15 protein-coding genes are annotated in these 19,889 nt (G+C 32.7%); 4 read left to right on the top strand and 11 right to left on the bottom strand.

Annotated features, from left to right (window positions below; all coding sequences use genetic code 11):
• Positions 1–58: 58 nt before the first annotated feature.
• The 11 genes from AC28QF_RS06635 to AC28QF_RS06585 all read right to left on the bottom strand — a co-directional run bounded on the left by AC28QF_RS06635 (position 59) and on the right by AC28QF_RS06585 (position 15,346).
• Positions 59–1,597 (bottom strand): YifB family Mg chelatase-like AAA ATPase, encoded by a 1,539-nt coding sequence (locus AC28QF_RS06635; protein ID WP_488201063.1) that lies wholly within the window; start codon positions 1,595–1,597, stop codon positions 59–61.
• A gap of 139 nt (positions 1,598–1,736) precedes the next feature.
• Entirely contained in the window at positions 1,737–3,701 is a 1,965-nt protein-coding gene (locus AC28QF_RS06630) for a protein-disulfide reductase DsbD family protein (protein WP_488201064.1), read from the bottom strand.
• 26 nt (positions 3,702–3,727) lie between these two features.
• A complete protein-coding gene (tilS, locus tag AC28QF_RS06625; protein WP_488201065.1) occupies positions 3,728–5,041 on the bottom strand; it encodes a tRNA lysidine(34) synthetase TilS in 1,314 nt (437 codons plus the stop codon).
• Positions 5,042–5,058: 17 nt separating this feature from the next.
• Positions 5,059–5,880 (bottom strand): lysophospholipase, encoded by an 822-nt coding sequence (locus AC28QF_RS06620; protein ID WP_488201066.1) that lies wholly within the window; start codon positions 5,878–5,880, stop codon positions 5,059–5,061.
• A 3-nt stretch (positions 5,881–5,883) separates the two neighbouring features.
• Positions 5,884–6,117, bottom strand: coding sequence for a hypothetical protein (locus tag AC28QF_RS06615; protein WP_488201067.1), 234 nt, complete (start codon positions 6,115–6,117; stop codon positions 5,884–5,886).
• A 5-nt stretch (positions 6,118–6,122) separates the two neighbouring features.
• On the bottom strand, positions 6,123–7,043 hold the full coding sequence (locus tag AC28QF_RS06610; RefSeq protein WP_488201068.1) for a sterol desaturase family protein: 921 nt from the start codon (positions 7,041–7,043) through the stop codon (positions 6,123–6,125).
• Between the two features lie 35 nt (positions 7,044–7,078).
• The gene (locus tag AC28QF_RS06605) at positions 7,079–8,401 is read right to left on the bottom strand and encodes an anthranilate synthase component I family protein (RefSeq protein WP_488201069.1); all 1,323 of its coding nucleotides are present in this window, start codon (positions 8,399–8,401) and stop codon (positions 7,079–7,081) included.
• A 64-nt stretch (positions 8,402–8,465) separates the two neighbouring features.
• Positions 8,466–11,009: a sodium-translocating pyrophosphatase gene (locus AC28QF_RS06600; protein ID WP_488201070.1), complete on the bottom strand. Its 2,544-nt coding sequence runs from the start codon at positions 11,007–11,009 to the stop codon at positions 8,466–8,468.
• Positions 11,010–11,127: 118 nt separating this feature from the next.
• Positions 11,128–11,655, bottom strand: a complete 528-nt coding sequence (locus tag AC28QF_RS06595) for an inorganic diphosphatase (protein ID WP_488201071.1) — start codon at positions 11,653–11,655, stop codon at positions 11,128–11,130.
• 102 nt (positions 11,656–11,757) lie between these two features.
• The gene (locus AC28QF_RS06590; protein WP_488201072.1) at positions 11,758–14,286 is read right to left on the bottom strand and encodes a DUF5686 and carboxypeptidase-like regulatory domain-containing protein; all 2,529 of its coding nucleotides are present in this window, start codon (positions 14,284–14,286) and stop codon (positions 11,758–11,760) included.
• Between the two features lie 76 nt (positions 14,287–14,362).
• Positions 14,363–15,346, bottom strand: a complete 984-nt coding sequence (locus AC28QF_RS06585; RefSeq protein WP_218772143.1) for a pyruvate dehydrogenase complex E1 component subunit beta — start codon at positions 15,344–15,346, stop codon at positions 14,363–14,365.
• A 215-nt stretch (positions 15,347–15,561) separates the two neighbouring features.
• Between AC28QF_RS06585 and AC28QF_RS06580 the strand changes: the two genes are divergently transcribed.
• The 4 genes from AC28QF_RS06580 (at position 15,562) to AC28QF_RS06565 (ending at position 19,840) form a co-directional block, all read left to right on the top strand.
• Positions 15,562–16,302: an electron transfer flavoprotein subunit beta/FixA family protein gene (locus AC28QF_RS06580; RefSeq protein ID WP_488201073.1), complete on the top strand. Its 741-nt coding sequence runs from the start codon at positions 15,562–15,564 to the stop codon at positions 16,300–16,302.
• A 92-nt stretch (positions 16,303–16,394) separates the two neighbouring features.
• The gene (locus tag AC28QF_RS06575) at positions 16,395–17,348 is read left to right on the top strand and encodes an electron transfer flavoprotein subunit alpha/FixB family protein (protein ID WP_488201074.1); all 954 of its coding nucleotides are present in this window, start codon (positions 16,395–16,397) and stop codon (positions 17,346–17,348) included.
• Between the two features lie 142 nt (positions 17,349–17,490).
• Entirely contained in the window at positions 17,491–18,108 is a 618-nt protein-coding gene (locus AC28QF_RS06570; protein WP_488201075.1) for a bifunctional nuclease family protein, read from the top strand.
• Positions 18,109–18,121: 13 nt separating this feature from the next.
• The gene (locus AC28QF_RS06565; protein WP_488201076.1) at positions 18,122–19,840 is read left to right on the top strand and encodes a NupC/NupG family nucleoside CNT transporter; all 1,719 of its coding nucleotides are present in this window, start codon (positions 18,122–18,124) and stop codon (positions 19,838–19,840) included.
• Positions 19,841–19,889 lie beyond the last annotated feature (49 nt).

The raw sequence follows: 19,889 nt of genomic DNA, 5'->3' as shown, positions 1-19,889 counted from the left end.
TTGTTTTATAAGCTACTAAATTACTAATTTTTCTATATAAATTATTAGTTTTTGCGTTTTATCCTAACCAGCCTTCCCTATCTAAACTTCGATATTGAATTGCTTCTGTTAAATGATCTGATTTTATATTTATAGATGCATCAATATCTGCAATTGTGCGTGCTACTTTTAAAATTCGATCATAAGCTCTTGCAGAGAGGTTGAGTTTTTCCATCGCCATTTTTAATAAACTTTTACTTTCGTTAGATAGTTTACAAAATTCACGAATCTGTTTTACGTTCATCTGGGCGTTGTAATGTACAGTATCAGAATTGCTAAAACGAGCTGTTTGTATTTCGCGAGTTTTTGTTACTCTCTTTCTTATGTCTACGCTAGATTCTCCTTTTCTTTCTTCTGATAATTTATCAAACGGAACCGGTGTTACTTCAATATGTATATCAATCCGATCTAATAAAGGTCCAGATATTTTACTTAAATAGCGTTGCATTTCTGCAGGTGAAGATGTCATTGGTGAACTAGGATCGTTAAAAAAACCAGATGGACTAGGATTCATGCTTGCAACTAACATAAAACTACTGGGGTAGTTTACCGTGAATTTAGCTCTAGAAATAGTTACTTCTCTGTCTTCTAAAGGTTGTCTCATTACTTCTAAAACTCCGCGTTTAAATTCTGGCAGTTCATCTAAAAATAAAACACCATTATGAGCTAAGGAAATTTCACCCGGTTGGGGTAAGTTATTTCCCCCACCAATTAAAGCGATATCCGAGCAGCTGTGGTGAGGAGATCTAAAAGGACGGCTAAATTGTAATCCCGAATTTTTTATTTTACCTACAACAGAGTGTATTTTGGTGGTTTCTAAAGCTTCTTGTAATGTCATTGGTGGCAATATAGAAGGTAGTCTTTTAGCTAACATTGTTTTTCCTGCGCCTGGCGGACCAATTAAAATAATGTTATGACCACCCGAAGCTGCAATTTCCATACAACGTTTTATACTTTCTTGCCCCTTTACATCTGAAAAATCAAATTCAGGAAAATCAATATGCTTGTAAAATTCAGCACGTGTATCAACAATAGTAGGGGTTATTAATTCTTTGTTTTCTAGGTGATTAATAACCTGCATAATATTATCAACTGCTAAAACATTTAAATCATTAACGATTGCAGCTTCCCTTGCGTTTTCTTTAGGTATAATAAAGTACTTGTAACCTTCCTCTCTAGCTTTAATAGCAATTGGCAAAGCTCCTTTAATAGGTTGAAGACTTCCGTCTAAAGAAAGTTCTCCCATTATTATGTACTCGTTAATGTTTGTGGTTTTAATTTGATTAGAAGCAGCAAGAATACCAACAGCTAAAGTTAAATCGTAAGCGGCTCCCTCTTTACGGATATCGGCAGGAGCCATATTTATAATTATTTTTTTTCCAGGAAGTTTAAATCCGTTATTATTTAATGCTGCAGAAATACGATAAGAGCTTTCGCGAACAGCATTGTCTGGTAAACCAACCAAATGATAGCCTACTCCTTTATCTATATTAACCTCTACAGTAATAGTTGTGGCTTCAATACCAAAAACAGCTGACCCATAGGTTTTTATTAGCATAACTTTCTCTTTCTGTTAAAGATAGCTAAAATTATTGTCTTTATTTATTATGTGTTAATTGTAATATTATTACAATTAAGTCTATCAAAAAAAATGCCTCTTTATTAAAGAGGCATTTTTGAATATATAGTTTAATAGATTATTTTTTATTAAAATTATCTAATCCTGTTTTTAACCATTCGTAATATGCTGTTTGATCTGAATATTGTTGAGGTGAGTTTAAAAGCTCTAAACTTGGGCTCATTAATATATAAAATGGCTGTGATGCTGTTTTAAAGTTTGCAACCTGTAAAGTAGCCCATTTATCACCATAAGTTCTAATCCTTTTTACTTTACCATTCGGCTTAATAAAATCGAATTGCTCTTCTTCTGGTAATTGTCTTTCGTGATCATCAACATATAAAGATATTAAAACATAATCATCATTAATTAAAGAATAGATTTCTGGTTTAACCCAAATCGTTTCCTCCATTTTACGACAGTTAACACATGCCCATCCTGTAAAATCTAATAATACTGGTTTGTTAACTGATTTCGCGTAAGCAATACCTTCTTCAAAATCTTTATAGCAGTTTAATCCTAACGGACATTTATTGTCTTTTTTATAGATACTATGAAATTGAGGTGGAGCAAATCCACTTAATAAAGCATTTTGGTTCCATACTGGTTTTTCCATTACACCAGGTGCTAAGTATATTGCTAACGATAGAGACGCTATTCCTAGTAGTACTCTAAAGAAAGTAATTTTACCGTACTTTTTACCGATGAAACCGAATAAGTATAGTGCAGTTAATAATGATATAACCGTCCAGATACCAATAAATACTTCTCTTTTTAATAAATCCCAGTGACCTACTAAATCAGCATTTGATAAGAATTTAAAAGCAAAAGCTAATTCTAAGAAACCTAAAAACACTTTTACGGTGTTTAACCATCCACCAGATTTTGGTAAAGAGTTTAACCATTTAGGGAACATTGCAAATAAAGCAAAAGGTAATGCTAAAGCTGCTCCAAAACCGATCATACCTGCTGATAATTGCATTGCACCACCATCACTTCCTAAAGAACCTGCTAATAATGACCCTAAAATAGGACCCGTACAAGAAAAAGAAACAATCGCTAAAGTTAAAGCCATAAAGAATATACCAATAATTCCTCCAATACTTGAAGCACTATCAGCTTTGTTACTCCATGAGCTAGGCAATGTTAATTCATAAAATCCGAAGAATGAACCTGCAAAGAATATTAATACTGTGAAGAAAAATAAATTCAACCACATGTTGGTAGAAATACTATTTAAAATCTCAGGATCTAAAGTATCTAAGTAATGAAAAGGTAAGCTTAATAAACCGTAGATTAACACGATAAAGAAACCATATAAGATTGCACTACGAATCCCTTTTCCTTTTTTCTCATTATGCTTTGTAAAGTAAGATACTGTTAAAGGCACCATTGGAAAAACACAAGGAGTTAAAAATGCTAGTAAACCACCAACAAATCCTAATAAGAATATGTTAAGTAAACTATCTCCGTCTTCTTCAGAAGATTTTTGAGTTGTACTTTTTAATAAAGCAGTATTTTTTAAGTTTAAGTTTAAAGATTGTGCTAAAGATTGACTTTTATCATCAACTTCAACAACAGTTTGTGAAACTTCTTCTCCAATTAAAGAGAAAGTAAAGTCTTCATCAAAAGGTAAACAGTATTCTTTACAAACTTGTGCGTCTAAATTAAGTGTTATTTGAGTTAGGCTAGCGTCAGAAACAGTAATTCTTTGTACTAATCGACCTTCGTCTACGAAGAAGATTTCGTCTTTCCCCCAAATTTCACTAAATTCAGTCTCAGTATCACCCTCTTTTGCTTTTCCATTAAGAGTGTAACCTGTTTGTCCTTCAGCAGGAGATATCGACATTGGTAATGAAGCATCTTCTGGATTGTATTGTGAGTATAAGTGCCAGTCTTCTGCAATTTCAATATCGAAAATTAAATCGTATTCTGTATCCGAAATTTTTTCAACGGTAGGTGTTACCACAATAGGATTATCATCAGATTGGGAGAATACCGTTAAACCGATGAATAATAAAAATAGAGTAAAGAATTTTTTCATTCGAGTTAGTTTATAAGGGGTTGTTTTTAATTAGTTATTCTTAATAATTGTGTTGTTTTACTTGAAGGTAAAAAACGTTTGTCTTGTCGCCTTCCAATAATCCATATAATTTCATTATCATTTGAGCAAAGCAACCATGTGTTGTTTTTATCCAAAAGCGATAATTTTTCATCTTTAAAATACTTGCTAACTTTTTTCTTTCCTAACATTCCTGTTGGATAAAAATAATCACCAGCTTTTTGCTTTCTAATGATGAGGGGGTAATTTAACAAAATTTTATCAACAAAAATACAATTTGTGTTAATAATTATATTTTCATAAACATTTTTGAATAACAAGTTAATTGGATTTGTTATTCTTGTTTTGTCCTTATGAATTATAACCTCTTCATTTTCAGCGGTGTCTTGTTCATTGGTGGGTAAAAGTAGTAAAAAATCTCTATCTTTTAATAAAGTATGTGATTTTGTTGTTAGTTTCTTGCCAGATTCTGCGTAAATTAAGTCGTAAACATCATTCCATTCAGTGAATTTATATTGTTTTAAAAGTTGTTGTAAATAAGGTTTCGGGTCCGATAACTGTAATAATTCTACAATATTTATTTTTAATAAATTTTCTTGTTTACTAACTATTTTAGAAGAAATTTCTTCCATTTTGTCAGTAATGATTTGTTGAGATTGTTTAAGAAAAGTGGTAGTTTTATGATGTGTTTTTAAAAAACTAGGATTTAATTCTTTTAAAAGAGGAATAATTTGATGCCTTATTTTATTTCTGATATATTTTATTTCGGAATTACTAGCATCTTCTCGCCATTGAATGTTATTATCTGTGGCGTATGTTTTTATTTGTTCTCGAGAGAAAATTAATAAAGGACGTACTATTTTTCCGTTTACAGCAGGAATACCTGTTAAACCATCTAAACCTGTTCCTCGGGTTAAATTAATAATAAAAGTTTCTAGATTGTCATCAGCATGATGCCCCGTTAAAATATAATCGAAATTATTTTCTTTTATCAATTCATCAAACCAATTATACCGAAGCTTTCTAGCAGCTATTTGGGTTGATAATTTATGTTCTTTAGCATATTTGGATGTTTCAAATAGTACTGAGAAAACAGGAGTATTTAATTCATTTGCTAGCTCTTTAACATACAGTTCGTCTAAATTACTTTCTTCATCTCTTAGCTGAAAATTACAATGTGCTAAAGAAATAGTAAAGTTTAATTGATGTAATAAATGTGTTAAAACAACACTGTCAACTCCTCCTGAGATTGCAATTAAGAGTTTTTTTTCTTTTAAAAACGAAAAATGAGTATCAATATGTTCCGCTAATTGTTGCAGCATTTTATAACCTATATTTTTTACAGTTGATTATTTAACCAGTTAATAATGTCTTGCATCATTTCTTCTTTACACAAATCATGTTGTAGCTCATGATAACCGCCTTCATAAAGTTTTAAGCTTGCTTTTTCTGTAGCATTGGCAAAAGTTTTGGTTCCTTTATAATCGATAATTTTATCACCTGTGCCATGTAATAGAAACATAGGTTTTTTTAAGTTTGTAGCATTTTTAATAGCCCATTGACCGGAATCAATAAATGATAAAGAAAAATTCGGACTAATTTTATCATGCACTAACGGATCGTTAATATATTTTGCTACTTCAGTTTTGTCTCGAGAAACATCATTTGCATCTAATTCGTTTCCTAAGGTTATTGACGGTGCAATTTTTTGCATCATTTTACCTAAAGAAAGTTTCCATGCTGGCGGATCAAAAGCTAACTTAAGCATTGGGCTAGTGGCAATGATTCCTGTTAAGTCATTTTCTTTACGAAGTGTGTAGTTAATAACTGCGTTTCCGCCCATAGAATGTCCGTATAAAAAAAATTGTTTATCTCCGAACACTTCCTTTGCTTTTGTAATTAACTTTGATATGCTTTCTAAAACGGTATCAAAACCAGGATTATGACCTCTTTTGCCTGTGGTTTTTCCATGGCCAAAATGATCAAAAGCAATAACACCAAAATTATTATCGGTTAATTTTTTAGCAACATGTTGGTAACGACCAGAATGTTCTCCCATTCCGTGAATAATAACCACCACAGCTTTTACGGTTTCGGGTTGCCAAAACTGACCAAAGAAAGTAGTTTTATGATAATCGAAATTGAATTCTTGATGCGTCATAGTTTATTGTTTTTGTAACCACTGTCTTATCTCTTTTCTTAAAGAAACTTCGGGTTTTGGTAACGGAATTGTTTTTCCAAACTGTTTACCTCTCTTAAATTTAGAGAAGGTAATTTTATGTTGTTTCCAAGCTTCAGGATACAATTCTAAAAATTTATTAAAAAAACTTTGTTCGTTTACGCTTCCTTCTATTTTAGGAAGTACTGCTTTAAATTTTTCTTCTTGATCTATTATCATTACACCTATTTTTTTTGGGCGATAAGTTTTCGCATCTCTTTAACACTAATCGTACTTCCGTCATGACTCCAGCCCGGAGGGCCAAAAATATACATAAATTTATGAATCCAATTACTAGATTTTTTGGAGTCGTTAAAAATATCTTTGTATTCATGGGTTAAAATTACCCAAGGATTATATGAATTAGGAGCATGAGTTACACCATATTCAATATCAATTTCTTCATCTAATTCTTTCCACGTACCAAATATTCTATCAAAAATGTTTAAAAATCCGCCATGATTTTTATCCATATATTCAATATTCTTTGCGTGATGTACTTGGTGCATTGTATGCGTGTTAAAAATTACATCAATATATTTAATTTTTGATATATAAACCGAATGTAATTGAAATTGCCATAAAGCTTCAATACCTAAACAAACAACTACCATTTCTGGTGGAAAACCAATTGCAGGCAACCACATATAAAAAAAAGGCTTGTATAAAATGGTAAACCAACCATTACGAACGGCGGTTCCTAAATTAAAGTTATTTGATGAATGGTGTACAATATGTGCTGCCCATAAAAAACGAACCATATGATTTTGTCTGTGAAACCAGTAGTAGCTAAAATCATCTAATAGCTGGCAAATAATCCAAACATACCAAGCATACCCAAAAGACTCCCAACCCATAATATTCATGCGAACATCATCTACTAACGGATTAAAAATTTCATACACATAATTAAAGATAATAATTGCTGAAATTGTTTTAATTAAAGGCGCAATAATAGCAGAGCCAATTCCCATTGTTAAGCTAGATCCTAAATCTTTCCAGTCATATAAATCTTTCTTATTGTGTGTTTTGCTATAGGTGAGTTCTAATAAAATAAGACCCAAAAAACAAGGTACGCCATATACTAATGGATTGGTGAAATTCATGTAATTTTTAAATATTGAGGGTTCAATATAGTGAACTACTTTGAGTTTAATAGCACATATTTCATTGCTTTTGCTTTTAGTAGGCACTCTTCATATTCTTTTTCGGGAGTTGACTTGGCTGTAATTGCGCCACCAACTGAATATGAAACGTATTTTTCATCAGCATTGTATAAAATGCTTCTAATAATTACATTAAAATCAAAGTCGCCATTTGGTGTGAAATAACCAATGGTTCCTGAATACAAACCACGTTTGGTCTCCTCTAGTTCTTCAATAATTTTCATGGCGGATACTTTCGGAGCTCCCGTCATGCTTCCCATCGGAAACGTGTCTTTAATAACATCAACAGGATGTGTGTTTATAGCTATTTCTGAAACTATGGTAGATATCATTTGATGCACTTGTTTAAAAGAATGTACTTTGCAAAGTTCTTCAACAATAACACTTCCTTTTTTTGCAGTTTTTGATAAATCATTACGAACCAAATCTACAATCATCACATTTTCTGCTCGCTCTTTTTCATCGCGCGATAAATCGAAAGCTATTTTATCATCTTCAATAGCATCAATTAATCGCTTTGCGGTACCTTTAATAGGTTGCGATATAATTTTTGTTCCTTCTTTTTTTAAATACCTTTCGGGTGTAGCGGATAATAAATACAAGTTTTCGTGCCTGAAAAAAGTAGCAAAAGGTGGTTCTGATATGTCGTTTAAATGCGTGTATATTTTATAAGGATTGATGCTGGTATTTTCGGCATAAAATTCTTGGCAGAAATTAGCTTCATAAATATCGCCTCTATGGATATGTTTTAAAACTTTTGTTACTTTTTGAAGGTACTCATCTTTATGGATACGAAGTTTTATTTTAATTTTTTCTTCTTCTGATGATTTTTCGATTTCATCAGGAATAATAGTAGGGTTCGTTTCTAAGATGTCATTAAAATCTTCTTCCAGTTCATCATCTATCATTTGTAAATAATGAAACTCAACCGTATTTCCTTTAATGAAAATTAATTTTTGAGGTTGAAAAAAATATAAGTCAGGAAAATGAAGTCCGTCAAAATTAGTAGATCGTAGTTTTTCGACGTCATTTTTAACATCATAAGAAATATAGCCAAAAAGATAATCTTTTGTATATGATTGATATTCTTTTAGTTTATCAAAAGCATTATAAGCATCAGTTTTTATCGATGTAAATTCATCTGCAGCCAAACAACAATCGAACGAAGAATATTTTTGCTCGTAATTATTAGAATCCAACCAAATAGCAGTTTCAAACTGTTTAGACCAAGCAAATAGTTTTTGCTTAAACTCTTTAGGGTTATCTATTTTAAAATTAGACAGGGTTCTTTTAGACATCGTACAAAAATAAGAAACCCTATAGAATATAACTATCGGGTTTCTATAAAATATAGTTGTTAAATTATTTTACTTCTTCAACATCAATCGTTATTTCTTTAACGATTTTATTACCCTTTTCTGTAGCATTGATGTTAATTTTCTCTTCGCTATTTTCTAAAGCTTTTATTTTCTCTTTTACCTCCTCTAAAGTTCCTTCTACAGTTTCTTCTTTTGTAACTTTTTCTCCGTTTTCGGTAGTAGATGTAGTGATTATAGCTTTTGCGGTTCCGTTATCATTCTTGTTAATATCTACTTTGATAATTTTACTGATTTCATTTTTAATAACGGTTGTTTTACCGTTATCATCAGTATGCTTAACATTTTTGAGTTCTACTTTCATCGTATTTCCATCTTTTGTGATGGTAATGTCTTCTGAATGAGAGTTTGTATCAATATTATGTCCGCCTAAAATAGGTGCAATTACCAAACCAATTAAGCAGGTAAGTTTGATTAAAATATTCATTGATGGACCAGAAGTATCTTTAAAAGGATCACCAACCGTATCACCAGTAACCGCTGCCTTGTGAGCATCCGAACCTTTATAAGTCATTTTCCCGTTGATTTCTACTCCAGCTTCAAAAGATTTTTTAGCATTATCCCAAGCGCCACCAGCATTATTCTGAAAGATTGCCCAAAGAACACCCGAAACTGTAACTCCGGCCATATAACCACCTAACATTTCTGCAATCGCTAAATTGTTCATTCCGAAAATCATTGGTACAAAGGCAATAATTAATGGAAATCCGATTGTTAACAATCCTGGTAACATCATTTCTCTTAAAGAAGCTTCCGTAGAAATTGCTACACATTTGTCGTATTCTGGTTTCCCTGTACCTTCCATTATCCCTGGGATATCTTTAAACTGACGTCTTACTTCTTGTACCATTTCCATGGCTGCTTTACCAACGGCATTCATCGCTAAAGCGGAAAAAACTACAGGAACCATTCCACCCACAAATAACATTGCTAACACAGGAGCTTTAAAAATATTAATTCCGTCTATTCCTGTAAACGTTACATAAGCAGCAAATAACGCTAATGATGTTAATGCGGCAGAAGCAATAGCGAATCCTTTACCTGTCGCTGCAGTTGTATTACCAACGGCGTCTAAAATATCTGTACGCTCTCTAACAATTGGTTTTTGCTCGCTCATTTCTGCAATTCCACCAGCATTATCTGCTATTGGTCCGAAAGCATCAATAGCTAATTGCATAGCGGTAGTTGCCATCATTGCAGAAGCTGCTAATGCTACTCCGTAAAACCCTGCGAACGCATACGATGACCAAATTGCGGCAGCAAATAATAAAACAGAAGGAAATGTAGAAATCATACCTGTCGCTAAACCGGCAATAATATTTGTTCCGGCGCCCGTAGAAGATTGTTGTACTATTTTTAAAATAGGAGATTTCCCTAAGCCAGTATAATATTCAGTTACTGAAGAAATAACAGCACCAACAACCAAACCAACCAATGTTGCGTAAAATACTCTCATTGATGAGATATCTTGTAAACCTTCACCAAAGAATTCCATTTTCATGTTTTCTGGAAGCATCCATTTGCATAAAATAAAACAAGCGATTGCTACTAAAGCAATAGAAACCCAGTTACCTAAGTTTAAGGCGCTCATTACTTGAGACTCTTTAGCATCATTACTTTTAATTTTTACTAGCATGGTTCCGATCATCGAAATTATAATTCCGATACCCGCAATTGCCATTGGTAATAATATAGGACCAATTCCGCCAAAGGCATCAGTAATACTTCCGCCCATATCTTTAATAACATAATTTCCTAAAACCATTGCAGCTAAAACTGTTGCAACATACGAACCGAATAAATCTGCTCCCATACCCGCAACATCACCTACATTATCACCTACATTATCTGCAATTGTAGCAGGATTACGTGGGTCATCTTCAGGAATACCAGCCTCAACTTTACCTACTAAATCGGCACCAACATCGGCAGCTTTTGTGTAAATCCCTCCACCAACACGGGCAAATAGTGCAATGCTTTCTGCACCTAAAGAGAAGCCAGCGAGGGTTTCAAGAACAATCGTCATATCCATAGTATTTGTCCAAACACCTCCCATAAAGAAGTAGAAGAAAGCGATAAAGAATGTAGTTAACCCCAAAACGGCTAATCCGGCAACGCCAAGTCCCATTACGGTTCCGCCTCCAAAAGAAACTTTAAGGGCATTGGGTAAACTTGTTTTTGCTGCTTGCGAAGTTCTTACATTTGTTTTGGTTGCTATTTTCATTCCCATGTTTCCTGCGAAAGCAGAAAAAATAGCACCGCAGATAAATGCAATAACGATTAAATAACTTGTTGTTGGAACAAAGTAGGCTACAATCGCCAGTAAAACACTAACGATGATTACAAAAATTGTTAATAGCTTATATTCTGCATCTAAGAAAGCTAAGGCACCTTCGTAAATATGGTCAGAGATTTCTTTCATTTTTCCATCTCCAGCATCCTGTGTCATTACCCATTTTTTCTTAACGAGCATGTAAAGTAATCCTATTAGAGCAGCTACAATTGGCATCCAAATCATTATTGATTCCATATATTTTATGTTTTGATTAGTTAATTGATGTTCGTAAATATAACGAAATCAGCGACTAAACAAAAAACCTCTCAGAATGATCTGAGAGGTTTTGGTAATTTATATAGAATTTTACTGATTAAATAGTAAAATCTCCATTTGCTTTATGCTCGCTATTTTCGTAACGTTCGATACACTTATCTAAGATTTCATAAGCTTCGTTTGCGTCTCCCCAACCACCAACATCTACTTTTTTCTTTTCTAAATCTTTATAAACTTGAAAAAAGTGAGTAATTTCTTTAACTTGGTGAGGGTTCATATCTTTTAAGTCGTTTAATTGACTCCAGATAGGATCAGAAATAGGAACACAGATAATTTTTTCATCTTGTCCTTTTTCATCTGCCATATGGAAAACACCGATTGGTTTTACTTCCATAACACACATAGGAAAAGTTGGTTCAGCTCCTAAAACTAATACATCTAATGGATCGTTATCTAAAGCTAAAGTTTCTGGAATGAAACCATAATCTCCAGGGTACATCATTGATGAAAATAACATTCTATCGAAACGAATTTTTCCTAAGTCAAAATCGTATTCGTATTTATTTCTACTTCCTTTTGGTATTTCAATTAAAACATCTACTGTTTTTCTTTCTTTTGCAGTCATATTATCTTGCTTTTCTTCGTTTCTAAAAATCGGTTTGCAAAAGTAATAATTTATTAGTGTTTTTTAACAAAAAAGAACTATTTTTTTTTGTTAAACTAATGATTATAAGCCTGGTTTAATTCCTATACGTATTGCGAACTTCGGAGTTGGTGGAGCAAATGAGCCTGTAGGAGGTGTGTAATTACTTCTCCAAATAGCATCTATACGTAAAAAACGCAAGTTACCATACCCAATATTTTCAAGACCAACACTGTATTCGTAATACAGTTTGTTAGGAGTGTTGTAGTTAATATTTGCAGCGCCACTACTATTTACTAAACCATCGTTAATGGCTCTGTTTTCTTTAGATATAGTTCCGTATGCAGCTCTAAAAGTTGCCAAACTACGTAGCTTAAGTTTTTTTAATAAAGGAACTCGGTTTAAAATAAAGCCGTTAAAATGCTGCTCGAAATGTGTCGCTAAATAAGAGTCGGTAACAAAATCATAGTAATTTAATAAGGCAAATGTGTTTTTTGTTAATGATAATGTTTGGTTTGCTGGTATTACGTTTAATAAACCTATTGGTAGTGTACCAAATGTTTTACCTGCTTCTAGAGTAGCATCTAAAACTCCGAATTTACTTAAAAGAATAGGTTGGTTGTATTTAAACTGTAATTTATCGTAGGTATGTGACCCGTTAAATACTCCTTTGTATCCTCTGCGGTAATTTAAGACTAAAGTCGGAAAAATATTGCGTCCAAAACGTCTTTCAACACCAAGCCCGTATACAAATCTACCAGGTGTATAAGAAATATAAAGATCCGAAGCAACATCGGTGATTCTAGATTTAATGTTTCCGCTTTCATCACGATAGTCCATCGAGAAATCTTTAGGAGATGCAGATTTTATAGTTGCGTGTGAAAAATTAAGACCTATATGTAAGTTGGTTTTAATTTGATAATCGAAATTAGTAGCAATTTTTTCAACTTTCGATAAAAAGAAGTTGTCACCTCTAGAAAATAAAGCATCGGTACCAAAAGAAGAACCTAAAAGTTGCGTGGTGTTCAATAAAACACTTGCTAATTGTTCTATATCTTTTTGGTATGCCAATCCAACTGCTATTCTTGGTTTGTATGATAATAGATAACGACCTTCTAAACCGTATTTAAATTCCTTGTCTTTAAATCCATATGCTAAGTGACCACCTAAACGAAAACGATCATCTTTAGATTTAAAGGTTCTGAAGCCGATTTTAGTTCTGAAGCCTTCTACTTGGTTGTTGGCGAAAATTGTCCATAATGGTCCAAATTGAATTCCGGCTGGGGTATTTATAAATCCACTAGCAACCGTGTTAATTAAGCCTGTTATGTTTTTAATCTGTTTTTTTTCTTTGACAATATTTATAAAATTATATGTTGAGTTGCTTTCTTCATTTTGTTTTGATTTCCAATAGGAGTCTTCTTTCTTATATTGGTTGGGTCTTATTTTTACAATCTCTTGTGTGTAAAAATCTTTAGCTAATGGTTTGTCTAAGATATAATCGTTGTAAAGAATTGTTTTTTTAATTGTTAACCCTTTATTGCTTTCATTTTTGTCAAGAAATGTAAAATCACCTACATAAGCATTTTTAGTGGGTATGTAAATGCTATCGTTTCTTACCTCAAATTCTTTTTCAAATGATAAGCCTCTAACAAAGTTTAGGTTGATGCTTTTATGGACTTTCATTTTTATTTTTTCGATAGAAAATGTTTTATCTGACACCCAAAAGTTCCCTTGAAAAGCTAAGTCTCCATCCCTAATAGGAAAAAAGTATATATTATACGATTTTTTGTTGTTTTTAACGATGCTGTCATAAAGGACATAGTCATAAGTAGCAAAACCATCGCTAGATAAAGGACTAGTAAAAGACTTTGTTAATAAAGTAATGTTGTTTTTAAACACATCAACATCTTGAAAGGTATTTGACATTCTATCAAAAACAAAACCTTTGGTTCCTAATCCTTCAGATTTTTCAGCCTCAATATCTTCTCTAATATTATCATTTTTATTATCTCCGTATATGTTAGCTACTTCTTCGTTTAAGTAAATAGGTATATAATAGTTAACACCATCACTATCATACTTTACTTTATCTATTGTTTTTTGATACTCGTCTTTAAAAATGTTTTTTAAGAAAACAGTATCTAAATTATTAAGACCTAATTCAATAGTGCTTTGTCTCTTATATTGATAATTATCAACTAAATCAAGGCCATTTTTTCGTTTTCTCTTCCAGATTTCTTTTAAAATTCGATAAGCAGGATTCTCTTTTTTCTTTAATCGTTTTTTAGGTTTCGAAACAATTATTACCTCATCTAATTGATCAGCTTCTTCTTTAAGAGAAATATTTAAGTATTTAGTTTTTTTATTAACTTTTAAAGTCTGTGTTTGAAAACCAATAAAAGAGACTTCTAAAGTACCTCTAAATCTCTTTGTTTTTAAAAAAAATGTTCCATCATCGTTAGTGGTTGTTCCAAATACTGTGTTTTTTAAAAATACATTAACGTAGGGCATAGGGTTGTTAAATTCATCAACAACTTTACCTTTTAATGTGATTTGAGCACATAAAGAACTGGTAATGAGTAGAAGTAGAATTAGGAGTGATTTCTTCATTTTTTTTAATACAGCAAAATCCTTTTGACATTTGTCAAAAGGATTTTTGTTTTTTTTTTAATTTCTTATTTCTCTATTACTTATTAAGATATAAAACATCTTTAACAGCTTTAACAACATCACTCGCATTAGGTAACCATTCAGCTAATAAAACTGGTGAGTATGGTGCTGGTGTATCAGCAGTAGTAATTCTTTTTATCGGAGCATCTAAATAATCAAAAGCTTCGTCTTGTACTCTAAAAGTAATTTCTGAAGATACACTACCGAAAGGCCATGCTTCTTCTAGTATTACTAATCTGTTTGTTTTCTTTACAGATTTTAAAATTGTATTATGATCCATCGGGCGAACAGTACGTAAGTCGATAATTTCAACAGAAATTCCTTCTTTAGCTAATTCATCCGCAGCTTTATAAGCTTCTTTAATAATTTTACCAAAAGAAACTACCGTTACATCTGTACCTTCTCTTTTAATATCTGCAACTCCAATAGGAATGATATATTCACCTTCTGGAACTTCCATTTTATCACCATACATTTGTTCAGATTCCATAAAAATAACTGGATCATCATCACGTATAGCTGCTTTTAATAAACCTTTTGCATCGTAAGGATTAGATGGTACGATAACCTTTAAACCTGGTGTGTTTGCAAACCAGTTTTCAAAAGCTTGTGAATGTGTAGCGCCTAATTGACCAGCAGAACCTGTTGGGCCACGAAAAACAATAGGACAATTTAATTGTCCACCACTCATTTGACGAATTTTAGCAGCATTGTTAATGATTTGATCAATACCAACTAAAGAGAAGTTAAAAGTCATGTATTCAACAATAGGACGATTTCCATTCATTGCAGATCCAACTGCAATACCACCAAAACCTAATTCAGCAATAGGAGTATCAATAACTCTTTTCTCACCAAACTCATCTAGCATCCCTTTTGAAGCTTTATAAGCTCCGTTATATTCAGCTACTTCTTCACCCATTAAGTAAATGCTTTCATCTCTTCGCATTTCTTCACTCATAGCTTCGCAAATAGCCTCTCTAAATTGTATTGTTTTCATACGTTATATCAGTAGTTGTTTATCAAGAACGCAAAAATAATAAAAATACAAATAAGAAATAGGTTTTTAACTTAAACAAATGGTTGCTTATGTTTATTGGGTTTTAGTGTATAATTAGATGGATAGAGTAAAATATTTACTATGCATGCATAGTAAATTACAAAAAAAGACGTAACTTCGTAGTTCAAAATTAAGTTTCTTAAAAACAACGATATATGAAAATATTAGTTTGTATCAGTCACGTTCCTGATACTACTTCGAAAATCAACTTTACAGATAACGATACAAAGTTTGATACTAATGGAGTTCAATATGTTATAAACCCTTATGACGAGTTTAGTTTAACTCGTGCTATGTGGTTTAAAGAAAAGCAAGGCGCTAGTGTAACTGTTGTAAATGTTGGAGGTGCTTCAACAGAACCAACTTTGCGTAAAGCTTTAGCTATTGGTGCAGATGATGCAATTCGTATAAACGCAGAACCTACTGATGGTTTTATGGTTGCTAAAGAATTAGCTGCTGTTGTAAAAAGCGGTGGTTACGATTTGGTTTTAGCCGGAAAAGAATCAGCTGATTATAATGGGCAAATGGTACCAGGAATGTTAGCGTCTTTAGTAGATTTTAACTTTGTAAATGCTTGTGTTGGAGCTGAAGTAGATGGGGCCAATGTTACATTAAGTAGAGAGATTGATGGAGGAGAAGAGAAAGTTTCTTCAACTTTACCAATGGTAATTGCTGGGCAAAAAGGGTTGGTAGAGGAGAAAGATTTACGTATACCAAATATGCGTGGAATTATGATGGCTCGTAAAAAACCTTTAGCTGTAGTAGAACCAACAGGTGTTGCTGCAAGTACTGCTACTCAGAATTTTGAGAAGCCTGCCGAAAAAGGAGCTGTAAAGTTAGTTGATACTGTTGATGAATTAATCGACTTGTTACACAACGAAGCAAAAGCAATTTAATAGTAAGATTTAAAACCCCGTTGTTGCGAATAAAGTGAAGTGATTTTTAAGAAATTATTTTTTCTCGCGATAACATAAAAAAATATAAAAATATGTCTGTATTAGTTTTTGCCGATGCATCGGAAGGAAAATTTAAAAAAACTGCTTTCGAGGTAGTTTCATACGGAAAAAAAGTAGCAGAACAATTAGGAAGCGATATGTTGGTGTTAACGATCAACGGAGGAGATGCTTCTGAATTATATGCATACGGAGCAGAAAAAGTAATTGAAGTAAAAAATGATGTAGCATCTTTTAATGCAAAAGCATACGCTTCTATTATTAAGCAAGTTGCAGAATCAAAATCAGCAAATACTGTAATCATAGATTCTAGTATTGATGGTTTTACGGTAGCTCCTTTAGTTGCTGTGGCTTTAGAAGCAGGATATGCATCTAATGTTGTTGCTTTGCCAGCAAGTGTTAGTCCGTTTGTTGTAAAAAGAAAAGCTTTTTCAAACAAAGGATTTAATAATACTGAAATCTCAACAGAGAAAAAAGTAGTTGGAGTAGCAAAGAATTCATACGGAGCTCACGAAAATGCAGTAAGCGGATCAACAGAAAGCTTTGATGCAACTTTACCTGAGTTAGGAGTAAAATCAGAAAGTATTAGTAAAGCTAGTGGTACAGTAACTATTGCAGATGCTGATATCGTTGTTTCTGCTGGTCGTGGTATGAAGGGCCCAGAGAACTGGGGAATGATTGAAGAGTTAGCGACTGTTTTAGGAGCTGCAACAGCATGTTCTAAGCCAGTATCTGATTTAGGATGGCGTCCTCATAGTGAACATGTAGGACAAACCGGTAAACCAGTAGCATCAAACTTATATATTGCCATTGGTATTTCGGGAGCAATACAGCACTTAGCAGGTATTAATGCATCAAAAGTAAAAGTAGTTATTAACACAGATCCAGAGGCTCCTTTCTTTAAGGCTGCAGATTACGGAATTGTTGGTGATGCTTTTGAAGTAGTACCTCAGTTGGTAGAAAAATTAAAAGCTTTTAAACAAGCATAATTTTGGTGGGTAAATTTTCTTTTTTATAGAAATTAGAGTTCAACTCATAATTTTTAGTAAATTGTGCCCACTTAAGAAGGCTGTCTAAATTTGAAGCGTAGAGCCTAAAATTAGACAGCTTTTTGTTATTTTATAATTGTACATGAGTTTAATAAAACTAACTATTAAAGGGATTTCGTATAGCCAAACTCAAAGTGGAGCTTATGCATTAGTGCTGAGTGAAATGGAAGGTACAAGAACACTCCCTATTATTATTGGAGCATTCGAAGCACAATCTATAGCAATTGCTTTAGAGAAAGAAATTCGACCACCAAGACCACTTACACACGATTTATTTAAAACATTTTCTGATAAATTCTCTATCAAAGTAACCCAAGTTATTATTCATAAGCTGGTTGATGGTGTTTTTTATTCTAGTTTAATTTGCGAACGAGAAGGAGTAGAGGAGGTTATCGATACTCGTACTTCTGATGCAATTGCATTAGCAGTGCGTTTTCAAGCACCCATCTTTACATATGAAAATATTTTAGATAAAGCAGGTGTTTATTTAAAATTAGATGAGGAATTAATTATAGAAGAAGATCTAGAGTCTGACGGAATAGAATTCTCTCTAGAAGAAGATCTAGAAGACATAGAAGAATCCAAAGGCTATTCACATTTACCTTTACAAGAATTACACGAACAACTTAATGAAGCTGTAGTTAATGAAGATTATGAGTTAGCAGCAGAAATTCGCGACGAAATAAGCAAACGTTCTTAATAAAATATATAAAATGAAGAAATTATTTACTTTCATAATGCTTTGTGCATCAATACTAACTTTTGGTCAGAGCATAGAGAAAAAGTGGAATTTTTCATCGATTACTACTACTGATGGTAATTCGGTAGTAGCCATAAACCCATCAGACGTTTTAAACTTAACTAAAGGATATTTTAATTATTCTTTGGTAGCTAAAGATAGTTTACAAGCTTCGGGAAACTATATTCATCAAAATAACTTATTAATTTTCAATCACAAACAACCTAATGATACGGTTCGTTATTATAATGTGGTTGAGCTAGCAGATAATGTATTAATATTATCAGAGAAGAATGTATTGTATAAGTTTACGTCAAAGACAGAAACTGTAGCTGTTGTTGGTAAAGTTCAAGAAGTAAGTTCTGATGTTGATGGAATTGTGAAAAGCCAAGGATTTTCTATGCAGAGTTTATGGAGAGGTGTTTTAGGGATGCTGTCTTTATTAATTATCGCCTTTTTGTTTAGTTCAAATAGAAAAGGAATTGATTGGAAAACTGTTGGTTTAGGATTAGCTTTTCAGTTAATAATAGCTATTGGAGTCTTAAAAATACCTTTTGTACAAAAAGTTTTTGAATGGATTGGAGGATTGTTTGTAAGTGTATTAGATTTTACACGAGCTGGAAGTGAATTCCTATTTAGTGGGTTGGTAGCTGACATGGGATCTTTTGGATTTATATTTGCTTTTCAAGTATTACCAACTATTATATTCTTTTCAGCATTAACGTCTCTTTTATTCTATTTAGGATTGATTCAGAAAGTGGTGAAAGGATTAGCTTGGTTATTATCAAAAGGATTAAAAATATCTGGAGCAGAAAGTTTATCTGTTGCAGGAAATATTTTCTTAGGGCAAACAGAAGCACCTTTATTGATTAAAGCATATTTAGAGAAGATGAATAAATCTGAAATGCTTTTGGTGATGATTGGTGGAATGGCTACTGTTGCTGGAGCAGTTTTAGCAGCTTATATTGGCTTCTTAGGAGGGGAAGACGAAGTCTTAAGATTAATGTACGCAAAACATTTATTAGCAGCATCAGTAATGGCTGCGCCAGGAGCAATTATTATTTCTAAAATATTGTATCCTCAAACAGAAGAAGTAAATACAGATGTGCAAGTTTCATCAGAAAAAATAGGATCTAATATTTTAGATGCAATAGCAAACGGAACAACAGAAGGTTTGCAATTAGCAATGAATGTTGCAGCAATGTTATTAGTATTTATTGCCTTTATAGCAATGATAAACGGAGTTTTAGGTTGGGTAGGAGATATTACATCGCTAAACACTTGGATGGCTGAAAACACAAGCTACGCTAAGTTTTCTTTAGAAGCAATTTTAGGGTATATTTTTGCACCTTTAATGTGGTTAATTGGTGTGGCAAAAGAAGATATGGCTTTAATGGGGCAGTTGTTAGGTATTAAATTAGCGGCAAGTGAATTTGTTGGTTATATTCAATTAGCTGAACTTAAAAATGTGGCAAGCGCAACGCATTTAACGTATAATAAGTCTATTATTATGGCAACTTATATGTTGTGTGGATTTGCAAATTTTGCATCAATAGGTATTCAAATAGGTGGTATTGGTTCATTAGCACCAGGGCAACGTAAAATATTATCAGAATTCGGAATGAAAGCGTTAATCGGTGGAACAATAGCTTCTTTAATGTCGGCTACAATTGCAGGTATGATAATAGGGTAGTGGCGAGTCGCCACAGAGAACTAAATAGTTAATAACTTATTAATATAAA

This window comes from Tenacibaculum sp. M1.3A (genome assembly GCF_057732375.1).
This window is presented reverse-complemented; position numbering and strand designations above follow the sequence as displayed.